At 35.2% G+C, this 16,262-nt stretch carries 16 protein-coding genes; 7 read left to right on the top strand and 9 right to left on the bottom strand.

Features of this window, described 5'->3' with window-relative positions; all coding sequences use genetic code 11:
• The first annotated feature begins 1 nt into the window (after position 1).
• On the top strand, positions 2–610 hold the full coding sequence (locus tag BM207_RS18040; RefSeq protein WP_090997807.1) for an alpha-ketoglutarate-dependent dioxygenase AlkB family protein: 609 nt from the start codon (positions 2–4) through the stop codon (positions 608–610).
• Here BM207_RS18040 and BM207_RS18035 read toward each other — a convergent pair.
• From BM207_RS18035 to BM207_RS18025, 3 genes are all read right to left on the bottom strand, one after another.
• The gene (locus tag BM207_RS18035; protein WP_090997804.1) at positions 607–1,470 is read right to left on the bottom strand and encodes a Ppx/GppA phosphatase family protein; all 864 of its coding nucleotides are present in this window, start codon (positions 1,468–1,470) and stop codon (positions 607–609) included. The two genes, BM207_RS18040 and BM207_RS18035, sit on opposite strands and share 4 nt — an antisense overlap.
• A gap of 5 nt (positions 1,471–1,475) precedes the next feature.
• Entirely contained in the window at positions 1,476–3,533 is a 2,058-nt protein-coding gene (gene ppk1, locus BM207_RS18030; protein ID WP_090997801.1) for a polyphosphate kinase 1, read from the bottom strand.
• A gap of 74 nt (positions 3,534–3,607) precedes the next feature.
• Positions 3,608–4,150 carry a hypothetical protein gene (locus BM207_RS18025; RefSeq protein ID WP_090997799.1) on the bottom strand — a complete coding sequence of 181 codons (543 nt, stop codon included), beginning with the start codon at positions 4,148–4,150 and terminating at the stop codon, positions 3,608–3,610.
• Between the two features lie 98 nt (positions 4,151–4,248).
• Between BM207_RS18025 and BM207_RS18020 the strand changes: the two genes are divergently transcribed.
• Positions 4,249–4,740, top strand: a complete 492-nt coding sequence (locus tag BM207_RS18020; protein WP_090997796.1) for a YajQ family cyclic di-GMP-binding protein — start codon at positions 4,249–4,251, stop codon at positions 4,738–4,740.
• Between the two features lie 3 nt (positions 4,741–4,743).
• Positions 4,744–5,178: a GNAT family N-acetyltransferase gene (locus BM207_RS18015; protein WP_090997793.1), complete on the top strand. Its 435-nt coding sequence runs from the start codon at positions 4,744–4,746 to the stop codon at positions 5,176–5,178.
• Between the two features lie 4 nt (positions 5,179–5,182).
• On the opposite strand, the gene BM207_RS18010 is transcribed toward BM207_RS18015, so the two are convergent.
• The 4 genes from BM207_RS18010 to BM207_RS17995 all read right to left on the bottom strand — a co-directional run bounded on the left by BM207_RS18010 (position 5,183) and on the right by BM207_RS17995 (position 8,990).
• Positions 5,183–6,145 carry a glycoside hydrolase family 43 protein gene (locus tag BM207_RS18010; protein WP_090997791.1) on the bottom strand — a complete coding sequence of 321 codons (963 nt, stop codon included), beginning with the start codon at positions 6,143–6,145 and terminating at the stop codon, positions 5,183–5,185.
• Between the two features lie 27 nt (positions 6,146–6,172).
• Positions 6,173–7,102, bottom strand: coding sequence for a 23S rRNA (adenine(1618)-N(6))-methyltransferase RlmF (gene rlmF, locus BM207_RS18005; RefSeq protein WP_090997788.1), 930 nt, complete (start codon positions 7,100–7,102; stop codon positions 6,173–6,175).
• Positions 7,102–8,415: a nicotinamide mononucleotide adenylyltransferase gene (locus BM207_RS18000; protein WP_090997785.1), complete on the bottom strand. Its 1,314-nt coding sequence runs from the start codon at positions 8,413–8,415 to the stop codon at positions 7,102–7,104. Before BM207_RS18000 ends, rlmF begins: the two co-directional genes overlap by 1 nt.
• Before the next feature lie 344 nt (positions 8,416–8,759).
• Complete coding sequence (locus tag BM207_RS17995) at positions 8,760–8,990, bottom strand: hypothetical protein (RefSeq protein ID WP_090997782.1); 231 nt, start codon at positions 8,988–8,990, stop codon at positions 8,760–8,762.
• A 276-nt stretch (positions 8,991–9,266) separates the two neighbouring features.
• On the opposite strand from BM207_RS17995, the gene BM207_RS17990 reads away from it, so the two are divergent.
• Together BM207_RS17990 and BM207_RS17985 are read left to right on the top strand one after the other, a co-directional pair.
• Positions 9,267–10,082: a hypothetical protein gene (locus BM207_RS17990; protein ID WP_090997779.1), complete on the top strand. Its 816-nt coding sequence runs from the start codon at positions 9,267–9,269 to the stop codon at positions 10,080–10,082.
• Between the two features lie 78 nt (positions 10,083–10,160).
• A complete protein-coding gene (locus BM207_RS17985; protein WP_090997776.1) occupies positions 10,161–10,781 on the top strand; it encodes an Abi-alpha family protein in 621 nt (206 codons plus the stop codon).
• 205 nt (positions 10,782–10,986) lie between these two features.
• Here the strand turns inward: BM207_RS17985 and BM207_RS17980 are convergent, their stop codons facing one another.
• On the bottom strand, positions 10,987–11,289 hold the full coding sequence (locus tag BM207_RS17980) for a SymE family type I addiction module toxin (protein WP_090997773.1): 303 nt from the start codon (positions 11,287–11,289) through the stop codon (positions 10,987–10,989).
• A 354-nt stretch (positions 11,290–11,643) separates the two neighbouring features.
• On the opposite strand from BM207_RS17980, the gene BM207_RS17975 reads away from it, so the two are divergent.
• Positions 11,644–13,326, top strand: a complete 1,683-nt coding sequence (locus BM207_RS17975) for an ATP-dependent nuclease (RefSeq protein ID WP_090997771.1) — start codon at positions 11,644–11,646, stop codon at positions 13,324–13,326.
• Between the two features lie 222 nt (positions 13,327–13,548).
• Here the strand turns inward: BM207_RS17975 and BM207_RS19475 are convergent, their stop codons facing one another.
• Positions 13,549–13,830 (bottom strand): SymE family type I addiction module toxin, encoded by a 282-nt coding sequence (locus tag BM207_RS19475; RefSeq protein ID WP_090997767.1) that lies wholly within the window; start codon positions 13,828–13,830, stop codon positions 13,549–13,551.
• Between the two features lie 259 nt (positions 13,831–14,089).
• On the opposite strand from BM207_RS19475, the gene BM207_RS17965 reads away from it, so the two are divergent.
• Positions 14,090–15,853, top strand: a complete 1,764-nt coding sequence (locus BM207_RS17965) for an AIPR family protein (RefSeq protein WP_090997764.1) — start codon at positions 14,090–14,092, stop codon at positions 15,851–15,853.
• The last annotated feature ends 409 nt before the right edge of the window (positions 15,854–16,262 follow it).

The raw sequence follows: 16,262 nt of genomic DNA, 5'->3' as shown, positions 1-16,262 counted from the left end.
CATGGATTTATTTAGCACTACACTGGATCATGGAAATAACCTGCTACCTTTTGGTGGTACAGTAAATTACTATGGTAAAGTGATGACAACGGTCATGGCCAATGTATATTACGATTGCTTATTAAATACCATTGAATGGAGAAATGATGAAGCCATCATTTTAGGAAAACATATTATTACGAAGAGAAAAGTTGCTTGGTACGGAGATCTCCCCTTTGAATACACTTATTCCAATACAACAAAATACGCGTTAACCTGGACCAAAGAACTGCTTGAGTTGAAAAAAATATGCGAGGAGCAAACAGGTGAAACCTATAATTCTTGTTTGCTAAATCTTTACCACAATGGAGATGAAGGGATGGCATGGCATAGCGACGGCGAAAAAGACTTGAAAAAGAATGGCGCCATAGCGTCCCTAAGTTTCGGTGCAGAGCGTAAATTTGGCTTCAAGCACAAGCAAACCAAACAAACAATTTACCTGGTTTTAGCCCACGGTAGTTTACTTGTTATGAAAAACGAAACACAAAGCAACTGGCAACATCGATTACCCCCAACTAAATTGATTAAAACTCCACGCATTAATCTAACCTTCCGTACTATAGTCGTTTAATGCTCTTCTATCAGCAAATTAATAATCCCATCAACCATTCCCACTTTAGGCACATAGATTTGTTTAATCCCTGCCCATTTCATTAAGGTCAAAAATATTTCGCATGCCGGAATAATTACGTCTGCCCTATCTTGGTTTAATTTCATTAATGTTATTCTCTCCTTCAACGAATAACTATTTAATTGATTATAAAGTTCTTTAAGCTTTAAATACGTTAAAGGCATATCATCTTTCTCGCCCGACATCCGAAACAGCTTATTTATATTACCCCCTGTTCCTATCCCAGCTAAATTCTTTAAATTTTTAGTGTGAGATTTTATCCAAGCCTGCATCTCGCTCCATGTTTCCTCTTTATCCTGGTTATCCAACATGCGAATAGTACCAATATTGAAAGATTTTGAAGCTAATGGCTGTTTATTCACAAATACAGAAAGCTCTGTACTGCCCCCACCCACATCAATGTACAAATAGCTTTTTTTAACATCAAGATTTTGTTCGATGTGATTTGAATAAATGATATTCGCCTCTCTTTGTCCTTCAATAATCTCTAAATCTATGCCCGTTTCATGCTTAATCATTTTCACTATTTCCTGTCCGTTCTCTGCTTCTCGCATTGCTGATGTTGCACAGGCTAAATATGCATTAACATGATATACGTCCATTAAGTTCTTAAACGCTATCATGGTTTTAATCAGATCTTCTATCTTTTTTGGTGAAATTTGATGATCAATAAAAGCATCGTCTCCAAGCCTTAGGGGCACGCGCACCAAAGTATTTTTTTTAAAGCTCTTTCCGGAAATATCAGCAATGAGTAACCTCACAGCATTCGATCCTATATCTATGGCAGCGTATCTTAACATTTGTATTATTGATGTTTATTTTTTAAATAATTATAAGTCTGTACTTGTGCCCTGATTTTATTGCCTAGTCGGTTTTTATGGTACTTATTGTTGTTCATTCTAGTGATGTCACGAGCCTTCACATTATCTTGAAGCTGAAAATCAATAATATCTCTAATTTCCTGCTTTACGTCTTTGTCTAAAACAGGAAAGCCAACCTCAACCCGGTGCTCGAAGTTTCTACTCATTAAATCGGCAGACGATAAATACATTTCCTCTTTGCCATCATTTCCATATATAAATACCCGGGCGTGTTCCAAAAATTTATCGATAATACTGATTACGGTAATATTCTCACTGAAACCTTTCTCTCCCGGCACCAAACAACAAATTCCTCTCACAATTAATTTAATCTTAACTCCGGCATTGCTCGCTTGATACAACCTGTCCACAATGCCTTCATCGGCCAAGCTATTTACTTTAAAAATCAGGTAGGCCGGCTTTCCGGATTTTGCAATTTTAATCTCCCGGTTAATCAAGTTGTAAAGCTTATTCCTGCTTTCGAGTGGCGATACAATCAAGTGTTTAAAACCCTTTGAAACCGTTTTACTATTTAATGCCCTAAATAATTTGACCAAATCTGCCGTAATCTCCTTCCTAGCAGTAAAAATGCTATGATCGCAATAAATTTTAGCGGTTTTCTCATTGTAATTACCCGTTGCTAAATTCGCATAATACGCAGCCTTTCCCTTCTCCATTCGCTTTACCAGGCAAATTTTAGAATGTACTTTATAATCAGTAAGTCCGTAATTAACGTTTACCCCTTCTTCTTCCAATTTATCGGTCCAGAAGATATTTGCCTTCTCATCAAATCTCGCCTTTAACTCCACCACACAATTTACTTTTTTGCCATTCTTGGCTGCATTAATCAAAGCGTTTATTACCTTCGAGTCTTCTGCTAGGCGATATAATGTGATGTTAATTTCGGTAACCTTTGGATCAATGGCAGCCTCCCGAAGAAATAAAATGATGTAATCGTAAGATTGGTAAGGTAAGCTGATTAGATAATCTCTTTCGATTAATTTATTTATTATGCTTTCCGTACGGTGTAATCCTTTAACCTTCAAAGGCAAAGTCGGCGTATATTCTAAATTGCTATCCCCTACGTTCGGAAAATTAATAAAATCACCAAAACGGTGGTAACGATTACCCGGCATCAAACTTTCTGCTTCTATCTTCATCTTAGAGATCAAAACGCTCAACATTTCAAATGGCATCTCCGTATCATAAAGCAACCGCATTGGTTTTCCCTTTTTGCGCTTATCCAGACTACTTTTTAACTCCTCTATAAACTTGTCGCTAATATTCTTGTCAATATCCAACTCTGCATCTCTTGTAAGTTGAATAGAGAAGGCCTCTATCTGATCATAATTAAAAATAAAGAATACCGTATCTAAACAATATTTAATAATGTCTTCAGCTAAAATGATAAACTTTAAGTTATTTGTTTCAGGTAAAACTAAGAAGCGGGGTAAATTTTCTGGAAGCTCAATTAATGCGTACTTTTCATTCTTTTTTGCTCCTTTCTTAGATAAACGCACAAAGAAATATAAATACCTGTCTTTTAGTTCTGGAAAAGGTTTATCCAGATCGATAAGAATTGGAACAAGATTAGATAGAATTCTATTAATGAAGTGGCTTTTAACGAACTCTCCCCTTGCAACATTAAGCTGGGTATCGTTTAGAATAAAAATTTTATTTTTACCCAACTCATTTATCAATATCTCTTGAAAAAGAGATTCGAATTTGCGTTCGTGTTTAACCACTATATTCTTGATTTCGTTGAGTATCTTTTTCGGATTTACCCCTAAAACCTCTTTTGCCTTGTCGTTTAAATTACTTAACCTCGACATGGTTGCTACCCTAACACGGTAAAATTCTTCTAAGTTGGAAGAAAAAATAGCCAAAAACCTAATCCGTTCAATGAGTGGCACACTTTCATCAGCAGCCTCTTGTAGCACCCGCTCATTAAAATATAACCAACTAATCTCTCTATTTAAAAACGGTAGCTTTTTTTTGGCCATGGGTAAAATTAAAAAAATCCTCAGGCATTAATCAGAGGATCTTCAAATCTGCAAATTTAATTGTTAAGTAATTGTTAATTATTTGGCTTTTTAGCTGGCGACTTACGGGCAGTTTTAGGAGCTACTTTAGGAGCTACTTTTGGCTTTGCCGCAACTCTTTTAACTGGCGCTTTTGCTTTAGTTGCAGTTGTTACTTCAGGCTTAATAATCTCTTCAGCTTTTTTTTCTGTTGCTATCGCGGCAACCTTTACACTACTCAAAGCTGGGTTAGCTTTCTTAGCAGCTTTTTTAACCACTTTTGACACAGTCTTATCTACTTTTTTAACCAACTTTTGTGCATCTTTCTTTGCCATTTTAACTTTTTTGGCGGCAGGTTTCTTATCTGCTTTAACTTCCTCTAGTTTTTGTTCTACCGCTTCTTTTAAGCCCTTAAACTTCTTAGAAAGCTTTTTGGCAACAAACTTACTCGCTTTCGCTATATCGTCGCCTATCACCTCTGCATTATGCCCCAGGCTTTTTACAGCCTCTAAGAACCTAACTTTTAAACTATGTTCTAACTCCTTTTTAGTAGTTCTTTTTGAAGAACCCTTAGCCGATTTTGCTTTATTCGTTTTCATATCTTTATTTTTTTATGTTTAGCTAGATTATTTATGTTATTTTGTAGCATAAAGTATTTTTAATAAATCTATCAATTATAATCAAAAAAGCCTTCATTATGCCAACTTTCGATATTGTAAGCAAAGTAGATGCGCAAACTTTAGATAACGCAATTAACAATGCAAAAAAGGAAATTTTAAACCGTTATGATTTCAATGGTTCTAATAGCACAATAGAATTAGATAAAAAAACAAACACGGTAACCATTGTAACGGAAGACGACATGCGTTTGAAAGCGATAACTGATTCTATTATTTCTCGTATGATGAAACAAAGTTTGGACCCAAATAGTTTGGATTTTGGGAAAGAGCATGCTGCATCTGGCAATATGATCAGAAAGGAAATCAAAGTAAAAGAAGGTATAGATAAAGAAGCAGCGAAAAAAATTGTAGCAAAGATAAAAGATAGTAAGCTAAAAGTTCAGGCTTCTATGATGGATGATCAGGTTCGTGTTCAAAGCAAAAACATAGATGATCTTCAGAAAGTAATTTCCCTCTGCAGAAGTGAAGATTTTGGACAACCCTTACAATTTATCAATATGAGAAATTAACAGATGGAAATTACCGAAAATGGCTTTATCTTTTCTGACGATTCTAACTTAATTGATGTTACGGCGGTTCATCGTTATTTAAGTGAAGAATCTTATTGGGCTAAAAATATACCCTTGCAAACTGTACAAAGGTCAATTTCAAATTCATTATGCTTTGGCGTTTATAAAGATACCCAGCAAATAGGTTTTGCAAGGTGGGTTACCGATAGCGCAACGTTTGCCTACCTATGCGATGTGTACATTGAAACCGAATACCGTGGACTTGGCCTATCTAAAAAATTAATGTCATTAATGATGTTCCATCCTAATTTACAAGGGCTCAGAATCTATTATCTTGGCACCCTTGATGCACACGGGTTATATGCACAGTTTGGCTTCAAGCCCTTAGCTGCACCCGAGCGTAGAATGGAAATAGTAGTTAAAGACATATACAAGTAAGTTTTTATAACTTGCTCTTGCTTACCCCCTCTTTGGTAATCTTCACTGGTTTGATCAATCCATTTTCATCAAACGACATTTCGTCGATACAGGTTACCCTGTGATTTCCATCTTTTTCTCCCAATGGTCTACGGTGATAAACAATATACCATTGCTTGGTTTTAGGATTTTGTATCACCGAATGATGTCCGGCACCAGTCGCTACCAATGGGTCTTGCTTTAATATTTTTCCTATTCTTTTAAATGGACCCAAAGGAGAATCAGCTATCGCGTAAGCAACCGAATAGTTCGGCCCAGTCCAGCCACCTTCAGACCACATAAAATAATATTTACCGTCGCGTATAAACATAAATGATCCTTCTACATAACCCTCTGGAGTTATTTCTTTGAAAGTAGTACCATCAGGATACGGAACGAAACCGGTAAAATCATTATTCAATTTAGCAATATTGCAGTGCGACCAGCCTCCATAAATTAAATAATATTGTCCGTCTTTATCTTTAAACACAAACTGATCAATTGGCTGTGCTTTGTTATAAAATTTATCAACTAAAGGTTTCCCAAGCAAATCCTTAAATGGCCCTTCAGGTTTATCTGAAACTGCAACACCGATTCCACCTAATTCATTATCGCTCTGAATATCATTTGCTCCGAAAAACAAATAATATTTTCCGTCTTTTTTTGTAATTGAGGGAGCCCACATCGCCTTATTTGCCCACTTTATAGAAGCAGTATCAATTATTCTTTCGTGCTTTTTCCAGGTAATCAAATCTTTGGACGAAAAGGCATCCATAAATACCTGTTCTTTATACTTAGCAGAGTAAGTAGGATAAACCCAATAGGTTTTACCAAAAACTATGGCTTCCGGATCAGCATACCATCCCGGAAAAATAGGATTGCCTGAAGTTTGCCCCTGAACAAATAATGGAAATAAAAGAAGTAAAAGAGTAAATCGATTTAGTTTCATATTGCAAGATATTAAATTTGCTTGAAACTACCAATTCTTAACCCATACTTTTTGTTGATCAACGCTAAGAAATGTCCAGGCTACAATTCGTGAGACTTTATTTCCTGTTGTCATGTTGTTGGTTCTTGTCTCTACCACCCCTGCCCTGTTTAAGATAGCATAGATTGCTGGCAGGTTTTCACTTTTCGAAACCAAGGTAGTGAACCAGAAACACTGTTGTGCATACAGTTTACTTTCCTCAATCATCTTACTAATAAAGCCAACCTCTCCTCCTTCTGTCCATAATTCGCTCGCCTGGCCCCCAAAGTTCAAAGTTGGCTTTGCATAATTTTTATTCCCTAAATTTCTAACCTTCCGTTGCGAGCCGGCTAAGGCAGCAGCGGCTGATGCATGAAATGGAGGATTACAGATACTCAGGTCAAACCTTTCTTGTTTGTGTATTATTCCTTTAAAAATGGTGTTCTTAGCGGTTTGCAATCTTACCTCTATGGCATTTTTTAAGGATGGATTAATGTTAGCGATATTCTTTGCAGATTTAAGGGCTACTGGATCTATTTCTGAACCCACAAATCCCCATCCGTACTCCTGATGCCCGATAATGGGATAAACGCAATTTGCTCCTATACCTATATCCAAAACTTTTACCTTTGGCCCTTTAGGAATAATTTGATCATTACAGGAAGCCAATAAATCGGCTGCGTAATGAAGGTAATCTGCCCTACCTGGTATTGGCGGACAAAGATATCCTTCTGGGATATCCCAATGATCGATTTGGTAAAAGTGCTTTAAGAGCGCTTGATTTAAAGATTTTACAGCAGCAGGATTGGCAAAATCAATCGATTCATCACCAAACTTGTTTAAGCTTACAAACTTAGCCAGTTCAGGACTTTCTTTAGTTAAAACCGCAAAATCATACCTTGAGTGATGCCTATTTCGAGGATGTAAGGTACTTTCCATTAAACTGTTTTTACATCGTCTTCACTGTAATCCTTAATGTCGGTAATGTATCCATTAATTAACAGAAACTCAAATAATGGCTTAGCATCTGGCGTTACAGGCATATTAGCCGTGGTAATTACCGTATTGTTCTTTTTAACTAAAAATGGATAGGCAAACAGTTTTACATTTTTGGTAAACATATCACTTACATAAGCCAATAACTGGCTCGAATAATTTTCACCGAAATTGGTAGAGTTAAATACGAACTTTAAGTTATTAATATTGGTCGAAATCCCCACACTTTTAGGTCTGCAACGATCTAAATATTTGGCCAGTCGGTTATGCCTTGTAAAGTTAGAAACGATAACCAAGTTACCTGTTTTGCACATATCGGCAGCCCTGTTGGCAACTGTTTCCAGATCAATATCATCCGGCGTTTCCTGGGCTTCCGTTAAAACATCGGTAAGCAGCACCTCAATCATTACACTTAAATTGCCTGCCTCTACCTCATTGGTGCGAACAAATTGCTCTGTTGCTTTATTAAATAGGTTAAAATTAGGATTAGATTTCTGACCGTATTTAGTCCTTAAAATCATGATATCCTTTTTATAAAGTAAATCTTTAGCTTGTCGAGGGTGAGCATCTGCATCAAAAATTGCTGCTGCAGAAAAATCCTTCATAATTAGATAAAGATTTAACAAGATATTGTTTACTTCTCCAAAAGCGGGCCCTTGTACAGAAATTAAATCAATTTCTACCGAACCAACAGTTAAATTATCGGCAAGCGACTCGATCATTACCTTTGGTTCGTGATGATGGTAAAAAGCAGCATAAACTAAATTTACACCAATAATACCCAACACACGCTGTTGCATATTCACATCCGTATCGAGTAAACGAACATGAAAGAATATCTCGTTTGGCAATCCACCAGGTTCTGTTTGGAAGCGAATACCAATCCAACCATGCGGTTCATTGGTGCGTTTAAAGTTTAAGGTAGTTACCGTATCTGCAAAAGCAAAGAAAGTTCTGTTCTCATATTTTTCACCAACTAGTCTTTCATTTAATAAACTAAACTCGTGGTTTAGCATTTGTAGGAGCCTATTCTGACTTACATAGCGGCCAGATGCTTCTGCTCCGTAAATGGCATCGCTAAATGTCATATCATAGGCCGACATTGTTTTGGCAACCGTACCTGCGGCAGCTCCAGCAGTAAAAAAATTACGTGCAACTTCTTGCCCAGCTCCTATTTCTGCAAAAGTCCCATAAATTTGTTCGTTCAAATTAATTTTTAGGGCCTTACGCTTGGTATCAAGGATTTCTCTTTCCATGGTGCAAAAGTAAGAAAAATTGGTTTCTCGATAGCTATCGAATAGTTAATTTGGCTACGTTAAATGAAAATTGCCAAAAACATCATTTTAAATAAATTATATTTGAATAACAATAAAGAAAACGAAACTAATATTTAAAGTTAATACACTGGTTTATTTGGAATTAGGCTTTTAATCTTTTAGGAAGAGTTTCGTCTATTTAAGAGTTAGTGGCAAGCCTGGGCGCATACCCACCCATCGTGCAAACCGTTCCAGTTATAGGCAAACTGCCGACACTTTACAGCGCCGACAGTTTTTATGGATAATTATTCCGCTTCTAGGTTAATAATCAATTGCCCTTTCTTTTAGGAGACAATAATATGGTCTTGAACATTAAAACCAAGTTTTCTTATCCATTCCCCTTGCAGTAAAATTACAGGGATTGTTTCAGTACAGCCTGCCTTGTAATAAACTTTAAGTCTGCGCATTCCGCTTGGAAGTTTCGGCTTTCTTAGGTCGCAAGCACCACATTTACAGATTTTGTTGGGCTGGATTTCTTGGATAACTTTTGGTGTTTGATTTTTCGTGTGTCGCATATATGAAAAATTTAAAAAGCCCAGGTCGCTGCGACACAGGTCGGAAACCGAAGATTAGGCCGGACTTACACCGGATCGCCTGAACTATGTTGTTAATATATGAAATTTTGTTGGACTGCTACAACGTGTATCGCATTATAAAGATGAGTAATTGAAATCTTGTAGTCGGAGGTTAATCGGATAAAATCAGATAATTTTTAAATGCAATAAAGTTGTGTAGATTTAATAGTAATTAGCTTGAATAAGCTAGTTTAAATTTAACTTAAAAAATAATTAATGCCAGATACAATTAACACTCAAGCAATACTAGATATATTTAAATACGTTGGCACATTTATAATTGGCGGCATTGTTTTTTTAATCAAGGAAAAATACACTAATAGAAAATCAATTTTCACAAAAAGAACATGGGGCCAACGTTTGGCTTATTCTCTCCAAAGCCAAGATTGGGGCAACATTCAGATACTTTACAATGGACAGACTTCTAATAACTTACACATAATTTCTGCTGAAATAATTAATACTAGCCACAACGACTTTGCGAGATTAATGTTTGAATTTTCGGTTCCAGTTGGCTGTATGATATATAGGCATCAGGGCCAATTACTTTATGATGATTTAACAAAGGATCTATCTCTTGAGAAAGATTTTAATGACAAGTTTGAAGATGTCAGAACTAGACATTTAATTGCATTCGAAGGCAAACAACCAATAAATAATAGTTTGCAGAATGAAATAAATTTTGTCACTAGACACAGAAGGTTTGATATTCCTCTTATAAAAGGTAAGACTAAAGCTATCTTTCATTTTCTTGTTGAGGATTTTGAAGACAATCCATATTTAAATATCAGCATTTTAGAGCCTGGAATAAAAGTAATAACATACCAAGATGAAACTGAGAGAAAAGAAGTAAAGAAAAAATGGACTGAATACGGTGGTCTAATTGTATTTCTTGTTTTTGTTTATCCAATCTATAAATACTCAAATTCAGTTTCTTCTGCAATTTGGCTTATGATTATTAATCTATTTTTTGCATCATTTGTGTCTTTAGGTTTGTATTATTTTAGTTTATGGGTAAAAAAGATACTATAATGCAAAACAAATACGAATTCAGTATACATTGAACCTTACAAGTAAGTAAATGAAGAAACAAAATTTAAAACAAAATATATGGGAGCAGTAGGCGATATAATCAATTCCAAACCAGTTGAAAGTTTAACGAATTTCTTTGCCGAAATAGTAGGCAAACCATTAGTTGATGGGGCTGGAATTCTATATAGTGATGCTATAAAGGCAAAAAGAATTGCTAATACTTTAAAATTGGAAGAGAAATATAAACTTGTAAAGTCAGATGATACTAGACCAACAGATCTTTCGTTTGGGTATAAAATACTTGAAAAAGCATCTCTAGAGGATAATGATGATCTTTTATCAAAGTGGGCAAATCTTTTAGGAAACGCTACTGATAAGAATTATAATGGTTCTATTAGAAAAATATTTATTGACACGTTGGATAGCCTTGAACCAATTGACGTGAAAATATTCGATGAAATAAATACGTTTTGCTTATCTCAACAGACCAAATATGAGACTATGGTTAGTCTGAATGATTCTAATTATTTGAAAAAAGAGTCACTTAATGTATTATTAAGTTTAGGGTTGATAACATTTGGTGTAACAACGACTAGAGGAATTCAGATCGGTGGTCATTCACCAACAACATTTCATGGTTTAGATAGTTTCAAAGTTACAGAAATGGGGCAAAGCTTTTATAAATCAGTAAATAAATAATAATTGCATACTCTGCACCTAACAACGGTTTGCCAAAATTGGTAGGAAATTCAACTTTAACCTTTTATACTGCCTAGGAATTTAACGCTAGCCCACCAACTTCGGCAAGCAGTGGGGCGTTAGGCGTAACTCTGGGCGCATATCCCTCATCGCGCAAACCTTTCGGCTTTCATAAAATGTCAGACAAATTACCCGACACCTTAACTTAATTTTCTTTCTCCAACTCAATAATTAGTTTTCCTTTCTTTTGGGTAATAATTACGTGGTGGTCGTATTCAAAACCAGTTTTTCGCAACCACTCTCCTTGCAATAATATTTGTGGAACAATTGACTCCTTCCAAGTGGACTTCATATATTTTGGCTGGATTTTTAATCGGCGTTGGACATCTGGAAGTTTAGGTTTTCTAGGTTCGCAAGCTCCGCAGTTGCAGATTTTGTTTGGTTGGAGTTCTTGGATGATTTTTGGCTTGCTCGAAGAAGCGGCTTTTTGACTTTTCGTAGATTGCATTTTATAAAAAGTTTAACGCGCACCCAGGTCACCGCAATCTACGTCGGAAAACCGAAATGATGCTGGACTTTCACCAGTTTGCCTGGGTGTATCGTGAGTAAGAAAATTTGTTGGATTGCTCCAACGTAGATTGCATTATAAAGATGGGAATTATAATTTAAATAGTCGGATTTACACGAATAAAATTAACAGGTTAAATAAATGTTCCCTAAGTACAGATAGGATTAATAACAATGACGGAAATTCAACTTCAAACATTATCTTGCATAGGAATTAAAAACGAGCTTCAACTTTCGCTAAACCACAGAGGTTAATGTAATTTATAATAATAAAAGCAGGATCAAAGAAAATAATATGGCTACAAGAATTTGGATAAGCGAAATGAAATTTAGTGATGACACAACACTACAATTTGAAAAAGACGATATTGTAGTTTTCGTTGGGCCTAATAATGCAGGAAAAAGTGCCTCATTGAAGGAAGCGGCTACACTTCTTAAAGCCAAAACAAAAAAAGTAAAAGTTCTAAAAGACATTACAATTGAACAAGAAGGTGACGAAACAGATTTTTTTAGCTATTTACAATCCTATTCGATAAAACATTTTAGTGCAAATCCACACCCATATTATCAAGGATTTGGATATAACATATATGAACCAATGGCTAAAAATTGGTGGGCAAATTATAAGGGTGGATTAAGTGATTTATATTCTCTATTCGTTAATATACTCTCGACAGAGCAAAGAATTCAAGCAGCTAATCCAGCACAAAACATTAAACTGACAACACAAGCAATACAGCACCCAATCCATTTTCTACAGAAAGATGATTTGCTTGAACAAAGATTCAGTGATTATTTTAGGCAAGCATTTGGTGCCGACTTAATAGTTCATAGAAATGCTGGTAGTGAAGTACCGCTTTACATAGGGGAAAAACCTGAGCTAAAAACTGGTGAAGATAGAGTCTCTTCTACATATTTAAGGGAACTAGAAAAATTAGATTTGCTTCACGAACAAGGAGATGGCATGCGAAGTTTCGTTGGTGTCCTTTTGAATGCATTTATTTCAAATCACTCGATATTGTTCGTTGATGAGCCAGAAGCTTTTTTACATCCGCCTCAAGCGAGGCTTTTAGGTAAAATGCTTGCAAAAGATTTACCTTCTGCAAGACAGTTGTTCTTGGCTACCCATAGTGAAGATTTTCTCAAAGGACTTTTAGATGCTAACATAAGTAAGCTTAGAATTATTCGCATACAGCGAGATGGCTCTATAAATAAAGTTAGTTCATTAACAAGTTCAGATATTGATCGAATTTGGAATGATTCTTTGTTAAGACATTCAAATGTATTGAATGGATTATTTCATTCGAAAGTCGTTATCTGCGAAAGCGATTCAGATTGCAGGTTTTTTTCAGCCGTATTATCCGCTCAATTTGATAACACAGGTTCCATTGCTCCTGATATATTATTCATTCATTGCGGTGGTAAACATAGAATTCCAACAGCAATAAAAGCATTGAAAAAACTTAATGTTCCAATAAAGGTTGTTTCAGACTTTGATGTATTGAATGACATTAACCCATTAAAAGAAATATTTGAAGATTTAGGTGGTGCATGGGCCGATATTGAAAATGATTGGAAAATTGTTAAAAGAGAAATTGAACAAAAAAGACCCGAATTTTTAACTGCTGACATAAAAAAAGATATAGAGAATACGTTCAATACTACAACTGAAAGAATTTTTCCAAAAGAAAAAATAAATGAAATTCAAAGAGCATTAAAGAAAGCGTCAGCTTGGTCAGAAGCAAAGGAAGTTGGAAAATCATACATCCCAAGTGGAAATGCAACACAAGCATTCGAAAGGATTCAAATAAAACTTAAAGAGAAAGGGTTCCTAGTTCTTGAAGTCGGAGAATTAGAAAGCTTTGTAAAAAGTGTGGGTAATCACGGGCCCAAATGGGTTAGTGAAGTATTAGCTAAAGACTTAAATACTGACGAGGAACTTGAACCAGCAAGAAAGTTTGTAAAACAATTTATTTAACAAAATGAAGGCGGAATATGCCAGCCACTAACAAAGGCTTTACAAAATTGGCGGAAATCCTCTTTAAACTTTCTACCGCTTTTAGAAATTTATCTTAACTGCCAACTTCGTAAAGCCTTGGGGCGTTAGGCGTAATGCAGGACGCATACCTCTTAAAATGCTAACCTGCTAATTTCATAGGCAAACTGCCGACACTTTTTATGCGCCGACAGTTTTAACTGATTATTCTTTCTCCAATTTTATAATTAGCCTCTTATTTTTAACCGTAATAATTACGTGTTGTTCACATTCAAACCCAGTTTTACGTAACCACTCTCCTTGCAACATTATCTGTGGAACGACTGCGCTCCTCCAGGTATATCGCATATACTTTGGCTGAACTTTTAATCGTCTTAATCCCTCTGGAAGTTTAGGTTTTCTGGGTTCGCAAGCTCCACATTTACAGGTTTTGTTCGGTTGGAGTTCTTGGATGATTTTTGGTTGTTGTTTTTTTGTTACTCGCATGGTAAAAAAATAAAAGTCCAGGTCGCCGCGAGTAACAATCGGAAACCGATAGAACTTCAGTACTTTCAACTGTTCGCCTGGATATGGTAAATATAAAAATTAACTGGACTACTCCAATTATTACTCGCACTATAAAGATGCGGAATCGAAAATAGCTAGTCGGAGAATAAACGGTTAAAATCGGATATATTCCTATGGTCGAGGCTTTAATATTTAATTATATAATTATTAATGGTAAATTCGAGAAATATTTCATTACATGAACAACAAAGAATTATTCATCAACGGATACTTAACGAGAGTGGCGAATCAATTTCCACAAAGCGCTGATCAAAATCAAAATATAAACTTAGCGTTTGAAATCTTTTCTATTTCAGCTTTTCTAGATAAACCGTTCCAAGAAGTTTTTGATAATATTTTGGTAAAAGGAAGCAGAGATGGGGGAATTGATGGGATTTGGTTTCAAGACCAAGGTGAATATTATGTTATGCATGTGTTTCAATGTAAGAATAAACGAAGTTTAGCGGCTAATGAAATTGATAAATTTAGAAGTGACTTCAGAGACATATTTACATATGGAAATAAAGTTGGAAAGCAAAATATAGACGATCTAAAACGCTGGATGGATGAATACAAACAAATTTCAGAGCAAGGGATAGTTATAGAAACCAAACTCTACTTTATTTTCAACGGTTTAAACATAGATCCTGATTACGCAAATAATCAACAGATATATGAAACATACAACGATGTGGAGAACGACTTTTTAATTGTTGATTCAGATACTTTATATGAAAAAGTAGCAGACTTATCTAGACAAAAGAGAAAAGAAATTAAATTCACATTTCATCCACAGGTATCAAATATTTCAGCTTTAGACAGTCAAGGAATCTACACTTTTGCAATACAAGATATTCGAGCTGCAAATTTTCGAATTCCAGCAACCGAATTGTGTCAATTAATGGCTTATGAAGAACAAACAAATGGTAGTATCGCATCACTTTTTGAAGAAAATATCCGTTCATTTTTAGGCATAAAGGTTAGAGCGAATAAAAGGATGAATGAAACACTAAACAAAAGAGAAGATGCAGTTTATTTCCCCTTTCTTAATAATGGTATAACTGTGATATGCGAGCAGCTGATTATACCAAAAAGCCCCCAAGATGATAAATATTTGTTACCAATAACAAATCCACAAATTGTTAATGGACTTCAAACTAGTTGGGTATTATACAATAATTATATTAAAAATCCAGGTTTACTGAAGGACATTTATGTTAACATACGGATTTACGAAACAAAGGATAAAACCTTGGTCGAGAAAATTACTGATGCGACCAATACTCAGACTCCTATAAATTATAGAGACAAAATAAGTAATAAAGACTTCAATATGTTAACTAAAGAAGTTTTTAATAACGCAGGGATCAACTACATTACAAAACGTGGAGAAAATTTTTCAAAAGAGAGTTTAAAGTTCGATGATAGTATTGAAAGTGAAACAGTAATAAAATATTGGTTTGCTACCTTTTTTGAAGAGCCTCAAACTGCAAAAAATAGTATTGCCAGTGTTCTTCAGAAGATATTTGATGCATCAACTTTTGATAAGCATCCATTAGAAGATCTTTTTGATGGAAAAAAAGAGTCAGCCGTTTATCATCAACTTTTAACTGCATATAGAATATATAGACATGTCCAAAATCAAAAACAACTGAATATAGCAGACCATGAAGTTCTGGCGTATGCAGATGAGTTAATGAGTTATGGCATCTATAAATATTTGCAATCCGAGAACGATTTAAATATCTACAAAGAAGAGGCAAAGTTGAAAGAAGGTTATGATGATACTTTAAATGTAATAGAACAAATAGTGGAAAAAGATAAACAAGCTCATATACAAATAGGGCGAACATTTTCATATAATGCGTATTTTAAAAAGCCGAAATCGAAAGTGGATTTTAATAATGAAAAAAACATACTTGAAAGCGACACATTATTCGAAGATTTAAAAAACATAAGGTAGCCAACTTTTAAACCCAAATTTTATTCTTGTAATACAGCAAAAAAGAAAGCCATCAGCTTTTCGCTAAGTTAATACGCCTAACAGGAGGTTTGGCAAAATTGGCGGGAAATTATCTTCAACCTTTCTACCGCTTTAGAAATTTATCGTAACCGCCAACTTGCGCCAAGCCCCGGAACGTTAGCCGTCATTGGAAAAAACGACCGTCCTAAAATGAAAAATTAGATTATGATAGAAAATTTACCGACATATATTTCTTTGGTTTTTGGACTGACAACGGTTGTAACATCGTTACTTTTTATATGGACAATTAGAAGTGAGTATTTCGGAGTGATGATGCCAGTGATTTTGGTCAAACCGTGCCACTTAAAAGATCATACAATTATATAAAAAAGCTGGGATTATTCCTTTT

The organism is Pedobacter insulae (assembly GCF_900113525.1).
GTDB lineage: Bacteria > Bacteroidota > Bacteroidia > Sphingobacteriales > Sphingobacteriaceae > Pedobacter > Pedobacter insulae.
Note: the sequence above shows the minus strand (reverse complement) of the source record. Positions and strands in the feature narration are given on the sequence as shown.